This is a genomic window from Prosthecobacter sp. (assembly GCF_014879935.1).
Taxonomy (GTDB): Bacteria; Verrucomicrobiota; Verrucomicrobiia; order Verrucomicrobiales; family Verrucomicrobiaceae; genus Prosthecobacter.
In genome coordinates, this window is sequence record NZ_JACSRD010000218.1 from 1 (window position 1) to 16,220 (window position 16,220).

Annotated in this window: 17 protein-coding genes; 13 read left to right on the forward strand and 4 right to left on the reverse strand. The window is 63.4% G+C overall.

From position 1 onward, the window contains the following. Positions 1-284, forward strand: a 284-nt coding sequence (locus tag IAE77_RS24890; protein WP_294232525.1) for a hypothetical protein, incomplete at its 5' end; no start/stop codon positions are given. A gap of 2 nt (positions 285-286) precedes the next feature. On the opposite strand, the gene IAE77_RS24895 is transcribed toward IAE77_RS24890, so the two are convergent. After that, positions 287-1,117, reverse strand: coding sequence for a L,D-transpeptidase (locus IAE77_RS24895; protein ID WP_294232527.1), 831 nt, complete (start codon positions 1,115-1,117; stop codon positions 287-289). A gap of 176 nt (positions 1,118-1,293) precedes the next feature. Between IAE77_RS24895 and IAE77_RS24900 the strand changes: the two genes are divergently transcribed. The 6 genes from IAE77_RS24900 (at position 1,294) to IAE77_RS24925 (ending at position 8,501) form a co-directional block, all read left to right on the forward strand. Then, complete coding sequence (locus IAE77_RS24900) at positions 1,294-1,776, forward strand: GNAT family N-acetyltransferase (protein ID WP_294232529.1); 483 nt, start codon at positions 1,294-1,296, stop codon at positions 1,774-1,776. A gap of 343 nt (positions 1,777-2,119) precedes the next feature. Beyond that, positions 2,120-3,706 (forward strand): DEAD/DEAH box helicase, encoded by a 1,587-nt coding sequence (locus IAE77_RS24905; protein ID WP_294232531.1) that lies wholly within the window; start codon positions 2,120-2,122, stop codon positions 3,704-3,706. 102 nt (positions 3,707-3,808) lie between these two features. Next, positions 3,809-4,798: an ABC transporter substrate-binding protein gene (locus IAE77_RS24910; protein WP_294232533.1), complete on the forward strand. Its 990-nt coding sequence runs from the start codon at positions 3,809-3,811 to the stop codon at positions 4,796-4,798. After that, positions 4,795-6,171 (forward strand): histidine kinase, encoded by a 1,377-nt coding sequence (locus IAE77_RS24915; RefSeq protein ID WP_294232535.1) that lies wholly within the window; start codon positions 4,795-4,797, stop codon positions 6,169-6,171. The genes IAE77_RS24910 and IAE77_RS24915 overlap by 4 nt, the downstream gene beginning before the upstream one ends. Before the next feature lie 54 nt (positions 6,172-6,225). Further along, the gene (locus IAE77_RS24920) at positions 6,226-6,894 is read left to right on the forward strand and encodes a response regulator transcription factor (protein ID WP_294232538.1); all 669 of its coding nucleotides are present in this window, start codon (positions 6,226-6,228) and stop codon (positions 6,892-6,894) included. Between the two features lie 98 nt (positions 6,895-6,992). Further along, entirely contained in the window at positions 6,993-8,501 is a 1,509-nt protein-coding gene (locus tag IAE77_RS24925; protein ID WP_294232540.1) for a YifB family Mg chelatase-like AAA ATPase, read from the forward strand. A gap of 14 nt (positions 8,502-8,515) precedes the next feature. Here the strand turns inward: IAE77_RS24925 and IAE77_RS24930 are convergent, their stop codons facing one another. Further along, positions 8,516-8,956 (reverse strand): hypothetical protein, encoded by a 441-nt coding sequence (locus IAE77_RS24930; protein WP_294232542.1) that lies wholly within the window; start codon positions 8,954-8,956, stop codon positions 8,516-8,518. Positions 8,957-9,044: 88 nt separating this feature from the next. Between IAE77_RS24930 and IAE77_RS24935 the strand changes: the two genes are divergently transcribed. Continuing rightward, a complete protein-coding gene (locus IAE77_RS24935) occupies positions 9,045-10,481 on the forward strand; it encodes a protein adenylyltransferase SelO (RefSeq protein ID WP_294232544.1) in 1,437 nt (478 codons plus the stop codon). Positions 10,482-10,545: 64 nt separating this feature from the next. Beyond that, positions 10,546-11,058 (forward strand): protein-tyrosine phosphatase family protein, encoded by a 513-nt coding sequence (locus IAE77_RS24940; RefSeq protein WP_294232545.1) that lies wholly within the window; start codon positions 10,546-10,548, stop codon positions 11,056-11,058. A 113-nt stretch (positions 11,059-11,171) separates the two neighbouring features. Here the strand turns inward: IAE77_RS24940 and zigA are convergent, their stop codons facing one another. After that, on the reverse strand, positions 11,172-12,395 hold the full coding sequence (zigA, locus tag IAE77_RS24945; protein ID WP_294232547.1) for a zinc metallochaperone GTPase ZigA: 1,224 nt from the start codon (positions 12,393-12,395) through the stop codon (positions 11,172-11,174). A gap of 18 nt (positions 12,396-12,413) precedes the next feature. After that, positions 12,414-13,553 carry a GTP-binding protein gene (locus IAE77_RS24950; protein ID WP_294232548.1) on the reverse strand — a complete coding sequence of 380 codons (1,140 nt, stop codon included), beginning with the start codon at positions 13,551-13,553 and terminating at the stop codon, positions 12,414-12,416. Positions 13,554-13,685: 132 nt separating this feature from the next. Between IAE77_RS24950 and IAE77_RS24955 the strand changes: the two genes are divergently transcribed. The 4 genes from IAE77_RS24955 to IAE77_RS24970 all read left to right on the forward strand — a co-directional run bounded on the left by IAE77_RS24955 (position 13,686) and on the right by IAE77_RS24970 (position 16,013). Continuing rightward, positions 13,686-14,315: a hypothetical protein gene (locus IAE77_RS24955; protein ID WP_294232549.1), complete on the forward strand. Its 630-nt coding sequence runs from the start codon at positions 13,686-13,688 to the stop codon at positions 14,313-14,315. 2 nt (positions 14,316-14,317) lie between these two features. Then, complete coding sequence (locus IAE77_RS24960) at positions 14,318-14,812, forward strand: transcriptional repressor (RefSeq protein ID WP_294232550.1); 495 nt, start codon at positions 14,318-14,320, stop codon at positions 14,810-14,812. Positions 14,813-14,891: 79 nt separating this feature from the next. Beyond that, complete coding sequence (locus IAE77_RS24965) at positions 14,892-15,125, forward strand: hypothetical protein (protein WP_294232551.1); 234 nt, start codon at positions 14,892-14,894, stop codon at positions 15,123-15,125. A gap of 105 nt (positions 15,126-15,230) precedes the next feature. Next, the gene (locus tag IAE77_RS24970; protein WP_294232552.1) at positions 15,231-16,013 is read left to right on the forward strand and encodes a prepilin-type N-terminal cleavage/methylation domain-containing protein; all 783 of its coding nucleotides are present in this window, start codon (positions 15,231-15,233) and stop codon (positions 16,011-16,013) included. The last annotated feature ends 207 nt before the right edge of the window (positions 16,014-16,220 follow it).

Consider the following 16,220-nt stretch of genomic DNA (forward strand, 5'->3'; position numbering starts at 1 on the left):
CCAACCTATCCACCTGGGACGAATCGCCGCCCGTCAAAGCAGGCGTGCACGTCCTCGTTGACCTGATCGATGAGAATGTGGGCCGCACGGCGGTCTATTTCCCGTCGCAGGCGGCGTTTCGCGATTCACCGCGCTGGATTGAGGGGGACGTCCAGACGGCGGGCGTTCACAAGCAGCGGGTGGTGATCGATCCGCGTGCGCTGGAGGTGATGCGCCGGATGAAGCAGGAGACGAATCCGTCCCACTTGGGCGATCTGCCGTCGTTTGAAATCCTGCGGGACTGAGATCAGGCCCGGCCTTTGGTCCTTGAGGAGGTTTTTCCAGCGACCTTGGCATCCGCCTTGGTCTTCCTGGAGGCGGGGGCGGGTTTTTCGGGTCCGGCCTTGTCGCTGGTCTTGGATTTGGCAGCGTTTTCCTCGGCGCGCTTCTTTTCGCCTTCGGACGGCAGGATCCTGGCGATTTCAATGGGCTGGCCGGAGGCGCTGGCGTCCGGTGCGACCGTGGCGGGAGAGCCGTCGTCTGCCTTGTCGGGGGCGCCCCGTGGCAGGTGGTCCTTGGTGATGACGACCTTGGCTCCGACGTCCACGGTGTTGAAGAGATCGACGACGTCCTTCATGCCCATGCGCACGCAGCCGTAGCTGGCAGGCTGGCCGAGGCGGTTTTCCTCGGGCGTGCCGTGGATGTAGATGAAGCGGTTGAAGGCGTTCTGGTTGGTTTTTTCCGTGCCTTTCAGCCAGAGGATGCGGGAGACGATCGGATCGCGGCCCGGGGCATTGGGTTTGAGCACCTCGCCATTCCAGCGGCGGCTCTTGAGCACGGCACCCGCAGGCAGGCCGTGGCCGATTTTGGCGACGATCTCATGGGTGCCGAGGGGGGTGCGGTTGCTGCCGCGCTGGTCGCCCAGACCGAACTTGGAGGTCGAAATGACGTACTTTTTGGCCAGCTTGCCATCGGTGCCGTAGATGCCCAGCTTCTGGTCCTTGACGCTGACGACCACATCACCCTTCGGTTTGGAAGAGGTGCACTGGCAGAGACTGCCGGCGAGCATGACGGCGACCGCGACCTTCAACAGGCGGGTGCAGGCACGTGATTCGGGAGTCCAGTCAAAAAACAACATGCTTCAGAAGAATGATACAAACCAAGATATTCGCAACAGTGAATTATTGTCGTCCGGTCTCAAAATACCCGTCCTCTGTAACTTTCGCAAGACGCGTGCCACTCAAATCATTGAATTCCTTGCCTCTGGGAGCAGGGGACACACAATGCCGCCCAACCGAAGCCCGATCTGACCTCATGGAAGACTCTCCGATCCTCATCCGCCCCTTCCGCGCCACCGACTTGCCGGATCTCCGCCGCATCACCGTGGAATCGTTTGGCAGCGTGGCTCTGGAGCAGATGCTGGAGCACAAATTCGGGGTGTGGAACGGGCGGGACTGGAAGGCGCGGAAGGCGGATCACATTGATGACGACGTGGCCCAGGGAGCGGAGGGCTGCTTTGTGGCCGAACGCGGTGGCGAGATCCTGGGATACATCACAATCCGGCTCGACCGGGTGAACGGCAAGGGCCGCATCCCGAACCTGGCCGTGGTGGAGGAGGCCCGCGGCCTGGGCCTGGGGCGGCGTTTGATCAACCATGCGGTGGATTACATGCGCGCCCAGGGCATGAAGCTGGCACAGATCGAGACGATGGCCTCCAACGCGATCGGCCAGCACCTTTACCCGAGCTGCGGGTTCGAGGAGGTGGGCCGGCAGGTGCATTACGCCATGCGGCTCTGAGGCCGTGATTGAAAACTTCTGCCGCAGAGCGGCAGCCGTCTCGTAGCCCGGCCTTTGAAGGCCGGGAGAGATGCGGGTGATCGTGTTGAGCCATGACCGGCGTCGCAGCGCGACGCCCGAACCCGTTCCTCTCGACGCGCCAGGTTCGCGTGTCGCTCTGCGACACCGGATGCCTTGGGGGGCCGTTTGCTGTCCCCTGCCTTGAAAGGCCGGGCTACGGCACGTTCGTCGCTCCGCGACTTCCAAACAGGTTTTCAAACACCGCCCAGGGGGCGGCCGGATGCGGGTTTGCATTGTCTGGCAAACTGGCCGATAGGCTCGCCCTCATTCTCCCGACACGCTTGTGACCACCCACCGCCGCTCCGACCACGCCCCGAAAAAGCCTTCGCTGCTCAGCCGTCTCAAATCCGGCCTCAAAAAGGTGCTGCGTCTCGACAAGGGGAAAAAACCGGCCGCCAAGGAGCACGCCCACGACCATCCGGCCACGATGCACGCCCACAAGCGGCCGCACGAACCGCACCGTGGCGAGCACAAGCCGCGTGGTGACCGCCCCGAAAAGCGCGAAGACCGCCCACGTGGAGAACGCAGGGACCGTGGAGACCGCCCGCCACGTGGCGGACGTGACCGCGGCGAACGCCGTGACCGCGGCCCGCGCGAGGAAAAGGCCAAACCCGTCCGTGAAAATCATGCCCCGGTGGCGCCTCCTCCTCCGCCGCCTGTGCCAGAAGGCCCGTATCCGCCGAACTGGGAAGTGCTGGGCCTCTCACCGGCCGTTCTGGCCGCGGTGCGTGAGACGGGCTATGAAAAGCCGACCACCATCCAGGAAAAGTCCATCCCGATCATTTTGACCGGCAGGGACGTCGTCGGTGCCTCCCAAACCGGCACCGGGAAGACGGCCGCCTTCGCGCTGCCGACCATCACCCGCCTGGGGCCGCCCGGGAAGTTCCGCTGCCTCGTGCTGGAGCCCGTGCGGGAGCTTGCGGCCCAGGTCGTCGAGCAGTTTGAGAAGTATGGCAAGCACACGGGTCTGCGCGTTTTGCTCGTGCACGGCGGTGTCGGCTACGAAAAGCAGCGCAAGGGCCTGCAGCAGGGCGTTGACGTCGTGGTGGCCACTCCGGGCCGGCTGCTCGACTTCATGCAGGAAGGCATCGCGGATCTGCGTGACGTCGAGGTGCTGATTCTCGATGAAGTGGACCGCATGCTCGACATGGGCTTCCTGCCGGACGTGCGCCGCATCGTCGAAAAGACGCCAAGTGCGCGCCAGACGCTGTTTTTCAGCGCCACCATGCCGCCGCAGATCAAGAGCCTCGCGGATTTCGCGCTGAAGGACCCCGAAAGCGTCGAGGTGGGCATCCGCTTCTCCGCTGCGGAGACCGTCAGCCACTACATGTATCCGGTCGCCGGCGATCAGCGTGAGGAGTTGCTCCTCGCCATCCTCAAGCAGACGCACTTCGACAGCATGATGATCTTCACCCGCACCAAGGTGCAGGCGGACAAGCTCTTCAGTGCCATCCAGCAGACCGGTGAATACAAAGTCGCCGTCATGCACAGCGACATCGGCCAGAAGGATCGTGAAAAGGCCCTGCAAGGCTTCCGCAGCGGCGAGTTTGAGATCATCGTCGCCACCGACCTCGCAGCGCGCGGCCTCGATGTCAGCGGCGTCACCCACGTCATCAACTACATGGTTCCGGAGCACAGCGAGGACTACGTCCACCGCATCGGCCGCACCGGCCGTGCGCAGAAGGAAGGCGATGCCTTCACGCTCTTCGCTGCCGACGAGATCATGAATGTGGCCTCCATCGAGCGTCTCATCAGCCAGAAGATCCCGCGCAAGAAGCTCGAAGGCTTCAACTACAAGTACACCACCGTGCTCGACGAGGAAGACAAGGCACGCGGCATCATGACCGGCCGGAAGAAGAAGCGGCGGTGAGTTTTCCGCCGCGGCGGGGTTTTGTGTCCGTAGTCCAGTCAGTTCCTTGCAGCGGCCGCATGAGCCTCTTCGGGGAGCTCGTTGAAACCATCGACATCTCTGATGAAACTCGCCGAACACTTCGTGAAACGTCTCGTGGTTCTGTCAGGGGCGCTGGCGCTGGTGTTGACCGCCTTCTGGCTGCCCAGGCAGGACAAGGGGCGGCGCTTGAGGGTTTCCCCCGGTTTGTGGCCGGGCGCTGAGGCGATCGTGGTGGCCCATGCGCGTGGCATGCTGCCGGCGGCGGAGTTTCAATTCATCGAGCTGCCCTGGTCGTCCGCCGCCATGCGTGCCCTGGGGAACGGAGCCGCCGATGTGGCCGTGGTGACGCTCGATGCCGTGCTGCGCATGCGGGAGGCAGGCCAGGATTTGCGTGTCTTGATGGTGCTGGACGAATCGACTGGAGCGGATGCCATCCTGGCGCGGGAGGACATCGCGACGGTGAAGGCCTTGCAGGGAAGGCGTGTGGGCGTGGACATCCGCGGGGTGGGTGCGTGGATCCTGATGAGCGCCCTGGAAGGCGCGGGCATGACCATGAATGATGTGCGGGCGGTGCCGCTCACTCATCCGGAGATGGAGCAGGCATTCGCCGACGGCCTGGTCGATGCCGTGGTCGCTTCCGAACCCTTGGCGGGCCGGCTCCGCAGCAATGGCATGCGCGCCATCTTTGACTCGCGGCAACTGCCGCTGCCTGTGATGCGGGTGATGGTTGCTTCTCAAGACGCCTGCGATCATGCGGGCGGCCAGCTTGCGGCCCTGTTAAAAGCACAGATCGAGATGGTGCCGGTCGTGAGGAGCGGCAGCCGGTTTTCCGGCCTGGAGCTGGTCCTGCGTCGCGAAAAGACCGGTGCCGCCGCTTTTTATGACGCGCTCAAACTGTGGACACCGGTCGATCCGGCGGCCAATCGCGATCTGCTCACAGGAGACACACCGAGGCTCGGCGTGATGGCTGAAAAGCTGTGCGATCAGATGCTGCGGATGGGATTGCTGCAGGCCCGGCCGCCCGATCAGGAGTGGATCGACCCGACGTTCCTTGAGGAGGTGCTGCCATGAGAGTTCCGCAGTCGATCCAGAAGAAGATTTCCGGCATCGTGCTGCTTTTCGGCTGCCTGACGATCCTGCTCAATCACGCACGGACCCAGAAATGGCTCGCGGACCAGAGGCTGGCCCGTCTGGAGGAGGAGGCCGCCGACACGGGCAGCCGTCTTTCCGGCGTCCTTCAGCATCTGTCGCGTCGCCAGCAGGAGCGGGCCGCTGAACTTGAAATGGCCTACGCCTCGTTGTCGAAGGATGTCGAGATCGGGGTGGTTTGCGGCCGGGACGGCCTCATCCGCTGCTCCACCCAGTTGCAATGGCGGGGGCTGTCGGTTTCTGACACTCCGCTGGCCGTGGAATGGCGCCGGGCGCTCGATGCGATGGAGCGCATGACCACCGTGCTCACCTGGAACGAGGACAAGACCAAATACATCGTCGCCGCTCCGTTTTTCGAAGGCTACGACACGAGCGGCAGGGCGGTCGTCCTGCTGCGCTACGATCCGGCCTTGCTCTTCATGCAGGTCCGGGACGAGGCCTGGCATGAGTCCGTGCGCCACGCGTGTTTCCTGCTCGCCTTGACGCTGCTGCTGTGGTTCGCGCTCGACGAGGTCGTCGGACGGCGTGTGCGTGAACTCGTGCGCCAGGTGGGAGCTGTGGGCACCAGCGGACGCGAAGGACTGCCCCTCCGCGGCAAGGACGAGCTCTCGGTGATCTCGCGGGAGTTCGACGGCGCGATCCAGCGCCTCACGGCCGCGGAAAAACTCGCGCTCAATGCCGCGGAGCAGGAACGCCGCCGGATCGGCGGTGATCTGCACGACGACCTCTGCCAGCGCCTTTCCGCCACGAAGATGAAGACGGAGGTGATGCTCAATCTCGCCGCACGCGGCGGGGCCGAGGCCGCGGAACTCGCGCGCGAAGTCGTCAGCGAGCTCCAGGAGGCGGTCACCGCCGCCCGGGCCATGGCGCACGGCCTTTCGCCGACGGGGCTCGACTCTCTCGGCCTGTCTCACGCGCTGGCGAAGCTGTCGCAGTTCACCCGCACCTCGTTTCAGGTGCCCTGCGCGGTCGAGGTCGATGAAAGGGTGGAGGAGGTGCTCGGCGTCTCCGAACGCGAACTCCTCTTCCGTGTGACGCAGGAGCTCGTCGTGAACGCCTGCAAGCATTCCAGGCCCACATCCATGAGCATCAACTCATCTTTGGAAAATGGCGATGTCGTCCTCACCGTCATTCACGATGGCACACCCTTCCAGGAACCGCCCGCCGGTCGTGAGGCAGGCATGGGCCTGGTGCTGATGCGGCAGCGTCTGCACGCCCTCCGCGCCACCTTGGAACGCACGGAGGAATCCGGCTTCGTCATCAGCATCGTGCGCATCCGCCGGCACAATTCCTGATGCCCTCGCACATCCACGGTTGACGCCGTTTTGATCCCGAACCTTGATGGCCTGATGAAGCCAGATACTCAACCGGCGAAAATCCGCGTGGCTGTCGTCGATGACCACACCATGATGCGGGAAGGCGTGCGCCTGTTTCTCCAGCATCACCCGGAGATGACCTGCGCCTGGACCGCCGTCACCGCCGCCGAGGCCACCCGCAAGGCGGAGGAGGACACGCCGGATGTGCTCATGGTGGACATCTCCCTGCCGGACCGCTCCGGCCTCGAGCTGATCAAGGATCTGCGGCTGCTCTATCCGAAGCTGCCGATGCTGGCCATCTCCATGCACGATGAGAAGCTCTACGCCCAGCGCGTGTTGAAGGCTGGCGCACGGGGCTACCTCATGAAAAACGCCCCGCAGAAGACGCTGGAGCAGGCCCTGCACCGTGTGGTGGCCGGCGGCATCGCCGTCAGCGATGAGATGTCCGAGGAAATCCTCAAGGCCTTCTCCTCCGGCACGCCGATGAAGACGCACGACAGCATCTCCGATCTCAGCGACCGCGAGTTCGAGATCTTCCTGCTCATCGGCCAGGGGCGGAACACCGCCCACATCGCCGAGGCGCTCAAGATCAGCACCAAGACCGTGGACGTTCACAAGATGAACATCCGCTCAAAGCTCGGCATGACCGACCCCGGCGAGCTGGCCTACTTCGCCATCCGCTGGTCTGAGGGAAATCGCTGAGCCGTGCCAGCCGGCGTCCGCGTGAAAAACCCTGCTTGCAGCACCCGGGCGCTTTTGAATAATGGCGCGCAATGGTCGCCCGCACATACTCTGCCACCTTGGTTGGCGTCAACGCCGTCGAGATCGAGGTCGAGTCACACGATGGCGGCGGCAATCCCCGGATGATCATCGTCGGCCTCCCGGATGCCAGCGTGAAGGAAAGCCGCGAACGCGTCACCGCCGCCATCAGCAGCAGCGGCTTTTTGATGAACGACGGCGTCACCACCGTGAACCTCGCCCCGGCCGACCTCAAAAAAGAAGGCCCCGGCTTCGATCTGCCCATCGCCATCTCCCTCATCGCTCATCGTGCGCGCATTCCCATCGCCGTGCTCAGTGAAACGGCCATGACGGGCGAACTCGCCCTCAATGGCGAGCTTCGGCCCGTGCGCGGTTTGCTGGCCATCGCGTTGGAGGCACGCGCCCGTGGCCGCAAACGGCTGCTGGTGCCCAAACGGGCCGCCGTGGAGGCCAGCGTCGTCGCAGGCATCGACATCATCGGCGTCGCCAACCTGCGTGAGGCCGTCGATTACCTCAAAAGCGACATCGAAATCGCCCCGGAGCCCTGCCGTGCCACGGAATTCTTCTCCGCCGCGTCGCATTACGACATCGACTTCTCCGATGTGAAGGGCCAGTCGGATGCGAAACGCGCCATCGAGGTCGCCGTGGCCGGCGGTCACAACATTTTGATGATCGGGCCGCCTGGAACGGGCAAATCGATGATCGCCAAGCGCATCGCCACCATCATGCCGGGCATGAGTGAGGAGGAGGCGATCGAAACGACCAAAATACACAGCGCAGGCGGCCTGCTGACCGAAACGAACGCCTTCGTCGCCACGCGGCCGTTCCGTTCGCCCCATCACACCATCAGCGATGCCGGTTTGCTCGGCGGCGGCTCCAATCCGGGGCCTGGCGAGGTCTCGCTGGCGCACAACGGCGTTCTGTTTCTTGATGAACTGCCGGAATTCCGCCGCAGCACGCTGGAGGTGCTGCGCCAGCCTTTGGAAGACGGCAAGGTCACCATTTCACGCGCCGTGGGCAGCGTCACCTTTCCCGCGCAGTTCATGCTCGTGGCCGCCATGAATCCATGCCCGTGCGGTTATTACGGCGATCTCAAACGCGAGTGCCGTTGCGGCCCGCCGGTGATCCAACGTTACCGCCAGCGCATCAGCGGCCCGCTTCTGGATCGCATCGATCTGCATGTGGAAGTCCCGCTCGTGGATTACAAGGCGCTCGCCAGTCACGATGGCGGCGAATCATCCCAACACGTGCGTCAACGCGTCGAAACGGCCCGGCAGGTGCAGCAGGAGCGTTTTGCGAAACACGTTGGCGTTCACACCAACAGCAGCATGACCCCGCGTCTGATCAAAAAGCACTGCGAACTCGACTCCGAGGCCGCCGGCTGCCTCGAACACGCGATGGCGGAGATGAATTTCAGCGCCCGCGCTCATGACCGCATCCTGAAGGTCGCCCGCACGCTCGCCGATCTCGCCGGGATGGAAAACATCATCGCCGATCACGTTCTCGAGGCCATCAGCTACCGCACCTTGGACCGGAAGATGTGGTCGTAGCGGCCAGAGACGGGCTACCTGGCCTTCCTGGCACCGATTTTGCGCCCGCCCTCGACGACCGTCGCCTTCAGCCGTTCGAGGCAGGCCTTCCACGTGGCCCGGCTGATCGGGATGTAGCGTTCCGTGCCGTCGGGAAAGAGCTTGGTCTCAAAGATGTTGCTCGGCTGCTGGACGAGATCGTCGTACAGACCGTGGATGAAAAATGTGCGCGCGTCAGCACCATCCGGCCACGGGCTGGGCTGCCCGTCAGCCTCGCGTATCGCCGCCTCGATGGCCGAGAGAATCTCGACCGGGTTCAGCGTGATCTGGAGAGGTGCGCCTGATTTCAGGTAGTCCGCGATCGCGATCTGCACCTTGCCCAGGACGTCCTGGATCTGCCTCAGATCGGCTGGAGCGTCCGTCATCGCCGTCGGGCGGGCGGTGCGTTGGGGTTTAGAAGTGCGTCTGGCGGCCATGCGGCGGCAGCTTCGCACTGAAAGGCGGTGCGGCCAGGCTGGATGAGTCCGATTTCGCGAAATGGAAATCCCGCGCTACAGCATCGTCATGCCTGATTCCGCAGACCTTCCCACCTCACCCGCCGGATGGCGTCTGGAGCACTCCTATGCGCGGCTGCCGCAGGCATTTCATGTGAGCCTCATGCCCACGCCTGTGCGTGAGCCGCGGATGGTGGTGCTCAACGCGCCTCTGGCGGAATCCCTGGGCCTCGACGCCAGCTTGCTGAATGACGCGGCCCTGTTTGCCGGCAATTCGCTGCCACCTGGAGCGGAGCCGCTGGCGCAGGCCTACGCGGGCCATCAATACGTGCATTTCACCATGCTGGGGGATGGGCGGGCGATCCTCCTGGGGGAGCAGATCACCCCGCAGGGCGACCGCTTCGACATCCAGCTCAAAGGCCCGGGGCCGACGCCGTTTTCGCGTCGTGGGGATGGCCGCGCGGCGCTGGGGCCGATGCTGCGGGAACACATCATCAGCGAGGCGATGCACGCGCTCGGCATCCCGACCACACGCAGTCTGGCCGTGGCCACGACGGGTGAGACCGTCTGGCGGCAGGATGGCGGCCTGCCCGGCGCGGTGCTGACCCGGGTGGCGGCCAGCCACATCCGTGTGGGCACCTTTGAGTATGCGGCAGCCCGTGGGGACAAAGAAGCGCTGCGGGCGCTGGCCGATCACACACGGCAGCGGCATGACCCGGAGCTGGAGGGCGGCCACACCGAGTTCTTTGAAGCCGTGATGGAGCGGCAGGCCCGGCTGATCGCGCAGTGGATGCATGTCGGCTTCATTCACGGCGTGATGAACACGGACAACATGGCCCTCAGCGGTGAAACGATCGATTATGGCCCCTGCGCATTCATGGATGCCTACGATCCGGCCACGGTCTTCAGCTCCATCGACCGCCACGGCCGCTACGCCTACGGGAACCAGCCCCGCATCGCACAGTGGAACCTCGCCCGGCTGGCGGAGGCCACGCTGCCGCTGTTTCACGAGGATGAGAAGAAGGCGGTGGAGATCGCGAACGGGCTGATCGAGACGTTCGAGGGCCGTTTCAAGCACCACTGGCTCGCTGGAATGCGGGCGAAGCTGGGGCTCTGCACCGACGAGGACGACGACGCGGCTCTGATCGAGTCCCTGCTCGACTGGATGAACGAGACGAAGGCGGACTTCACCAACACCTTCCGCGATCTCACCCGTGGCCTCGGCGGATCACCGGAATGGCACGCGCGATGGCGTGAAAGGCTCCAGCGGCAGCCGCAGTCCACCGATGAAGCCGTCACATTGATGAGGCGGAGCAATCCCGCCTTCATTCCCCGCAATCACAAGGTCGAGGAGGCGCTGGCCGCCGCGTCGCACCACGGCGATCTCAATCCGATGCACCGCCTCCTCACCGTGCTGGCATCTCCCTTTGATCACACGCAGGACTCGCCGGAGTTCAGCCAGCCTGCGGACAACACGGAAGGCTATCAGACCTTCTGCGGGACCTGAACGAAGGAGATCCTGAAACCTGAAACTCGAAATCCGACACCGAATCCAACAGAGCGACAAACCCATGCCTTCACCCATCCGCCCCTGGTACTGGCCTGAACGAGGTCAGCCTGAACGCACCGAGCCCTTCACCTGGATCGTGGAGGGTGTCATCGCGGCGTCGTGGTGGCCTGATCCGTATGTGTTTGAGATTTATGAGGAGCAGAACATCCGGGCGGTCGTGAACTGCTGCGAGTTCGACAACCGGCGCGATGTGCCGGAGCAGTTTGTGTATCATCACATCAATGTGCCGGACTACGGCGTGCCGACGGATGCTCAAATTGAGCAGTTTGTGAGCTTGATGGACCGGCATCACGCGGCACGCGAGCCGGTGGTCGTGCATTGCGTGGCAGGCTGCGGCCGCACGGGGCAGTTCATCGTCGCGTGGTGTGCGAAAGCGGGCTTCATCCCGTCAAACGCTGATCCGGTGCAGTGGATTCGTGCTCGAAGGAAGTGCTGCCTGGAAACGCGCGAGCAGAGCGAGTGTGCGAAGCGGTGGATGAAGAAGCACAGCGCCGGGCGCACTCAGGATGCGTGAGGCAGACGCGGGCGCGGAAGTCGCCGCGGTGTGATATAGACACTCCTGTCTGCACGAGCGTCACTGGGCACACGCACGCTGACTGCGGACAGACAAGAGTGTCTGTCTCACCTTTATTGCGCCGGTGTCTGAGGCTCGTCCGGCAGCCACTGCGGGAAGGGATCAGGCAGCTTGCGCCAGGATTCGGGGCCGGTGGCGAATTCGGCATCGGTGAGGAGGGCGTCGTCGAATTTCGCGGTGAGCGTGGCTTTGTCCATGTCGCGGCCGATGATGACGAGTTCGGTGCGGCGGTCGCCGTGCTCGCCTTGGATGTGGGAGCGGATTTCGGCCTGGCTTTGCTCATCCTGCGGCCATTCGGATTCGCTGACGGCGCTCCAGAAGAAGCCCATGGCGCGGGTGTCGCGCAAGACGCCGGCTTGCGAGAGGTAACCGGCGATCTCATGCCGCGTGGCGAGCCAGAACATGCCTTTGGCGCGGATGACGCCATCCCAATGCAGGCCGAGCAGGCCGTGGAAGCGCTGCGGATGAAACGGACGCCGCGCCCGATAGACGAAGCTGCTGATGCCATACTCCTCCGTCTCCGGCGTGTGGCCGCCGAGGCTGTCGAGCCAGCCTTTCGATTGCTCGGCCTCCGCCATGGCGAAGAGGCCGGTGTCGAGCACGCGATCGAGCGGCACCTCGCTGCGCTGCGTGAGGTGGACCTTCGCCTTCGGATTCAAAGCGCGGACGATGCCCTGGATCTCGTCGAGTTCGTCGGCGCTGACGGCATCGGTCTTGTTGATGAGGATGACGTTGGCGAACTCGATTTGATCGGTGAGCAGATTCGCGATAGTGCGGGCGTCTTCGCCGGTGACGCCCATCTCGCGGTCCTGGAGGTCATCGGTGCTGTGATAGTCATCGAGGAAGTTCCGCGCATCGACCACGGTGACCATGGTGTCGAGCTGCGCGAGGTCGTTGAGGCTGCGGCCGGAGTCGTCGGTGAAGGTGAAAGTCTCGGCGACAGGCATGGGTTCGGAGACGCCGGTGGATTCGATCAGGATCGAGTCAAAGCGGCCTTCTTTCGCGAGCGTGGCGACTTCCTGCATCAAATCCTCGCGCAGCGTGCAGCAGATGCAGCCGTTGCTCATCTCGACCATCTTTTCCTCGGTGCGTGAGAGCTTCGCATCGCCACTTTTGACGAGCTGGGCATCGACATTGACCTCGCTCATGTCATTCACGATCACGGCGACCTTTCGGCCTTCGCGATTGCGCAGGATGTGATTGAGCAGCGTGGTCTTTCCAGCGCCGAGGAAGCCGGAAAGCACGGTGACGGGGAGTTTGGAGGTTTTCGTATTCATGGGGAAAGGGTTGTTGGCTCAGACGCGCAGGAGTGATTTCGGCCAGGGGTCGTCAAAGGAGCCGCCGGAGCGCCAGTGGGCGATTTCTTCGTCGGTGCAGAAGCATTCCTGAAGTTCCGGGACGAACACGGCGCGGTCGCGCTCCGGGCCGATGACGGTAAGTTCGCAGCGGCGGTCGCCGAAGACGGGATGAGCACCTTGGAGCTGCTCCTGGAGCAGGGCGATCTCCTCGGGGACCAGTTTGCCGTCGGGATTGGTGACGAGCGCGGCTTTCCAGTAAGCGGTCAGCTCCATGCCGACGCTGCCTGCGGCTTGATTCCACAGCAGGACATCGCGGTCGCGCGAGGCGAGCCAGATGAAGCCCTTGCTGCGATGGATGCCGGTGCCGAGACGCTCGCGAAACAAGGTCCACAGCCTGCGCGGGTACAGCGGGCGTGGATCGTCGATCACGGTGCTGCCGAGTTCGCCTGCTTGCGCGGCATTTTCGGTCAAGGCAGGCCACTGAGCGGCGATCTGACGTGCTTTTTCAAGGTCAAAGCTGCGGGTGCCCAGGAGCTTCTCCGGGGAGATGCGACCGTAGTTCACCGCATACAACGAAGCCTGAGGATTCAGAGCACTGAGATGCGTGGCGATGAGCTGGAGGCTCGGCGGCGGCAGTTGCTCGGTCTTGGTGAGGAGAATGACTCCGGCGAGCTGGATCTGCGCCAGCATCAGCGGCGCCTGCGGGTGCGAAAGCTCGCGGATGAGGCGACCGCCGCCAAAATCCTCCATGAAGGCCTTCGCGTCGATGAGGGTGGCGAAGGTGTCGAGCGTGAGGCCCGGGCGCTGGCTGATCTCCTCCACCAGCGGCCAGGGATGCGTGCTGCCGGAGGTTTCGATGACGATGTGATCGAGGTCATCCCGCCCCTGCCAGGCATCCAGCACGGCGGCGAAGGCCGGGCGCTGGGTTCCGCTGATGCTGCCCGCCTGGATGCTGGCAAAGTTTCCACGCGCCTCGTTCAGATTCTCAGGATCGCGCAGGAGATCGCCGTCCACCTCGAGTTCGCTCATGTCATTGACGATCACCCCCAGGCGCAGCTCCCCGCTCATGCGCAGCAGTCGGCGCAGCAGCGTGGTTTTGCCAGAGCCGAGAAAGCCGGAGATGACGGTGAGGCGCATGCCTGGGAAGAAGTTTTGTTTATGCAAAAAGATTGCATTTAATGTGCTTGTATTCTATTGCAAGTAGATTGCATGAAAGCAAAGCCTCAAATGACGCTGACTCCTTCGCGACAGGCCTTCCAATTGCCGGGCATGGCTGCTCTGTCTGGAGTCCCGCTCTCCAGGCAGCGGGTGCTGCTGGCCGACTTCGCCGCCGCGCTGCGGCAGCAGATGTTTTTCTGGGGAAGGGATGTGATGAGCGGCGGGAACCTGCTGCTGAGGCATGGTTTTGAGAAGCTGCCCTCCCCAGGCCTCAAGGGCACGAGCTGCTACCGCCTGACGCACGAGGATGGCGTGATCGAACTGCATGGTGCCTGCGCCGGATGGTATCCGCAGGTGGGCAGTCAGCGTCCGGGATTCCTCTTTGTCCGCACCAAGGGGCGCTGCACCACGCACCGCCTGCATGAGCCGGTGGTGCCGGGGCGCTACCAGATCGAGGCGCTGCAAAACCACACCGCCGACGCCATGGCGGCCGCACGGCTCTTTGCCGGTTGGCTGGCGGGTTACGAGGCCTGGGTGAGGCGGCAGATGGGGCCGGGCTACCGCGCGGAGTGCCGGAATATGCTCGCCAGCCTGCCCAAGGGCCAGAGATGGCTGCCCGCGTCCGAGGCGGAGCGCTGGCTGCGTCTCCTTGCCACGCAAGGACCAGACGCTCCGCGTGCCAGAACCTTCCGGCCAAGCCGTGAGCAGGCCACTCCTTCTTTCCCATCTTTGCTGAGCTGATGATGAACTCGATAGCCTCCGCTCCATCATCCTCCCAGGCGCAAGACGCTGCGGCTGGGATTTTGGCGTCCTTGCTGGAGCGGGGCTTCAAGCGCACCCATGCCCTCGTCTGCCTGCTGCGGGAGATGGCTGCCGATCCGCGACCTCGCACGCTGGCGGAGTGGGGCGAATGCCCGAGCCTTCAGGAGCGCAATGGGGTGACCCTCTACCGGCTGATGCTGAAGCTGGAGCAGGCCGGCGTGGTGCGCCGGGTGAACCTCGGGGAGCGGGCGCAGTGCTTTCAGCTTCTGCCTTCTGGTCCGGCCCCGGATTACCTTGTCTGCACGAGCTGCGGCGGCCTGGAGCAGGTGGAGACACCGCTGGAAGTGCGCGTGCTGGAGGAAAATCTGGCGCGGAAGACCGGCTGGAAGGCCGTGCGCCATGAGCTGGAGTTCTTCGGCGTGTGCCCGAACTGCGCGGAGAACAGCAATGAAGCCGCGCACCTCGCAGTTATTTAATGCAAAAGACTTGCATTACACGGGGCCAGCACTATTGCAAAGTGCTGCCAGCTCCTCACCTCAAACCACCTTGTCGAGCTTGAACTCTACTCGTGAAAATCCTTCTGAAGCCACTCCTGCCGCGCCTTACGCCGCGCTCGTCGTCGAGCGGGCGGACGGGCTGCGCACGCCGCTGGCGGAGGGCGAGTTCCGGTCTTCAGCGGGGAAGCTGCTGTTCGTCCGCCGGGGCGATTGCATCGAGATCCGCTGCCCGCGCAGCAAGGAGCTGTTTCGTGTCCATTTTTGCCCTGATCCGCCCACCGGGGCGGGCTGAGGCGCCCAGTTTCAGGTGGTGAAGACCTCACCGCCGGAAAAAAGCCCGAGGCCGGAGGTCCTTGAACCCGGAGCCCTTCAAAACACAACCAAACCACACACACATATGAAGGTATCCAACACTCTCGCGACACGCCTCGCGCGTCGCATCAACAACAAAGGCCTCACGCTCATCGAACTGCTGGTCGTGCTGCTCATCCTCATCGCGCTGGCGGGCATTCTCATCCCGCAGTTGCCGAACATGCTGACGCGTGCCCACACAGCTGCCGCATCCACCAACATCCCGGAAGCCAACAAGCGCATTCAGGAGTTTGAGCAGATCTACTTCAAGCAGCCTGCGGGTTTTGATAACCTCACTAATGGCACCACTCTGGTGACATACCTGCCCGGTGACGAAACCACTTATCTTAACCCTGCTGCCCTCAGCACGGTGGCAGGTAGCGCGGATGCATTGACCGCCGCTGGCATCACGACTGTGGCGCCTCTCGCTGCATCTCCTGCTGAGCCAACATTCAATCCCTACTCGGGTGTCAACGTAGCCGTGGCCGACGCTACCGTTGTTGCCTTCGTCCCCGAAGCAACTGCCGAAACGCTGCTCCGTCCAGACAGCCTCATCAATGACAACGATGCTTACGTTGCCTTTGGCATTGGTCAGCGTAGCGAACTCATTGGGCGCACGACCAATGAGGCTCCTTATCACTTTGGTGACGGGGCTGGATCTGGTCCAGATACCAACTACGCACGTTATCTGGCCGTCTATAAAGTGGCCAACGACGGCACCGCTCTGAACAAAGCGATCTTCATCGGTGTTCTCGCAGCTCACGATGACGGTCTTGCCAATGCCAGCGGTCACGTTTCGGAATTCTTTGAAACCAACTCCGAGCTTTAATCCGCACGGCATCGCCTGATGCCTCTTGCGGCCTCACAGGGGCTGCTTTTCGCCCCGCCCGGATTGTCCGGGCGGGGTCATTTCAAAACGAGAGCCGAAAACCGGCCCGTCACAGCGCTTCATCCATTCCCCTGTCCCCATTCCTCTGTCCTTGGCTGTCATGACAAGGGAATGGGGACAGAGCAATCCGAACGCAGACGGTTTTGG

What these genes read in the sequence shown, in the direction of transcription:
- IAE77_RS24895 (WP_294232527.1), bottom strand. Translation starts at nt 1,117, where the DNA reads ATGTTGTTTTTTGACTGGACTCCCGAATCACGTGCCTGCACCCGCCTG.
- IAE77_RS24900 (WP_294232529.1), top strand. Translation starts at nt 1,294, where the DNA reads ATGGAAGACTCTCCGATCCTCATCCGCCCCTTCCGCGCCACCGACTTG.
- IAE77_RS24910 (WP_294232533.1), top strand. Translation starts at nt 3,809, where the DNA reads ATGAAACTCGCCGAACACTTCGTGAAACGTCTCGTGGTTCTGTCAGGG.
- IAE77_RS24915 (WP_294232535.1), top strand. Translation starts at nt 4,795, where the DNA reads ATGAGAGTTCCGCAGTCGATCCAGAAGAAGATTTCCGGCATCGTGCTG.
- IAE77_RS24920 (WP_294232538.1), top strand. Translation starts at nt 6,226, where the DNA reads ATGAAGCCAGATACTCAACCGGCGAAAATCCGCGTGGCTGTCGTCGAT.
- IAE77_RS24930 (WP_294232542.1), bottom strand. Translation starts at nt 8,956, where the DNA reads ATGGCCGCCAGACGCACTTCTAAACCCCAACGCACCGCCCGCCCGACG.
- IAE77_RS24935 (WP_294232544.1), top strand. Translation starts at nt 9,045, where the DNA reads ATGCCTGATTCCGCAGACCTTCCCACCTCACCCGCCGGATGGCGTCTG.
- IAE77_RS24940 (WP_294232545.1), top strand. Translation starts at nt 10,546, where the DNA reads ATGCCTTCACCCATCCGCCCCTGGTACTGGCCTGAACGAGGTCAGCCT.
- zigA (WP_294232547.1), bottom strand. Translation starts at nt 12,395, where the DNA reads ATGAATACGAAAACCTCCAAACTCCCCGTCACCGTGCTTTCCGGCTTC.
- IAE77_RS24950 (WP_294232548.1), bottom strand. Translation starts at nt 13,553, where the DNA reads ATGCGCCTCACCGTCATCTCCGGCTTTCTCGGCTCTGGCAAAACCACG.
- IAE77_RS24955 (WP_294232549.1), top strand. Translation starts at nt 13,686, where the DNA reads ATGGCTGCTCTGTCTGGAGTCCCGCTCTCCAGGCAGCGGGTGCTGCTG.
- IAE77_RS24960 (WP_294232550.1), top strand. Translation starts at nt 14,318, where the DNA reads ATGAACTCGATAGCCTCCGCTCCATCATCCTCCCAGGCGCAAGACGCT.
- IAE77_RS24970 (WP_294232552.1), top strand. Translation starts at nt 15,231, where the DNA reads ATGAAGGTATCCAACACTCTCGCGACACGCCTCGCGCGTCGCATCAAC.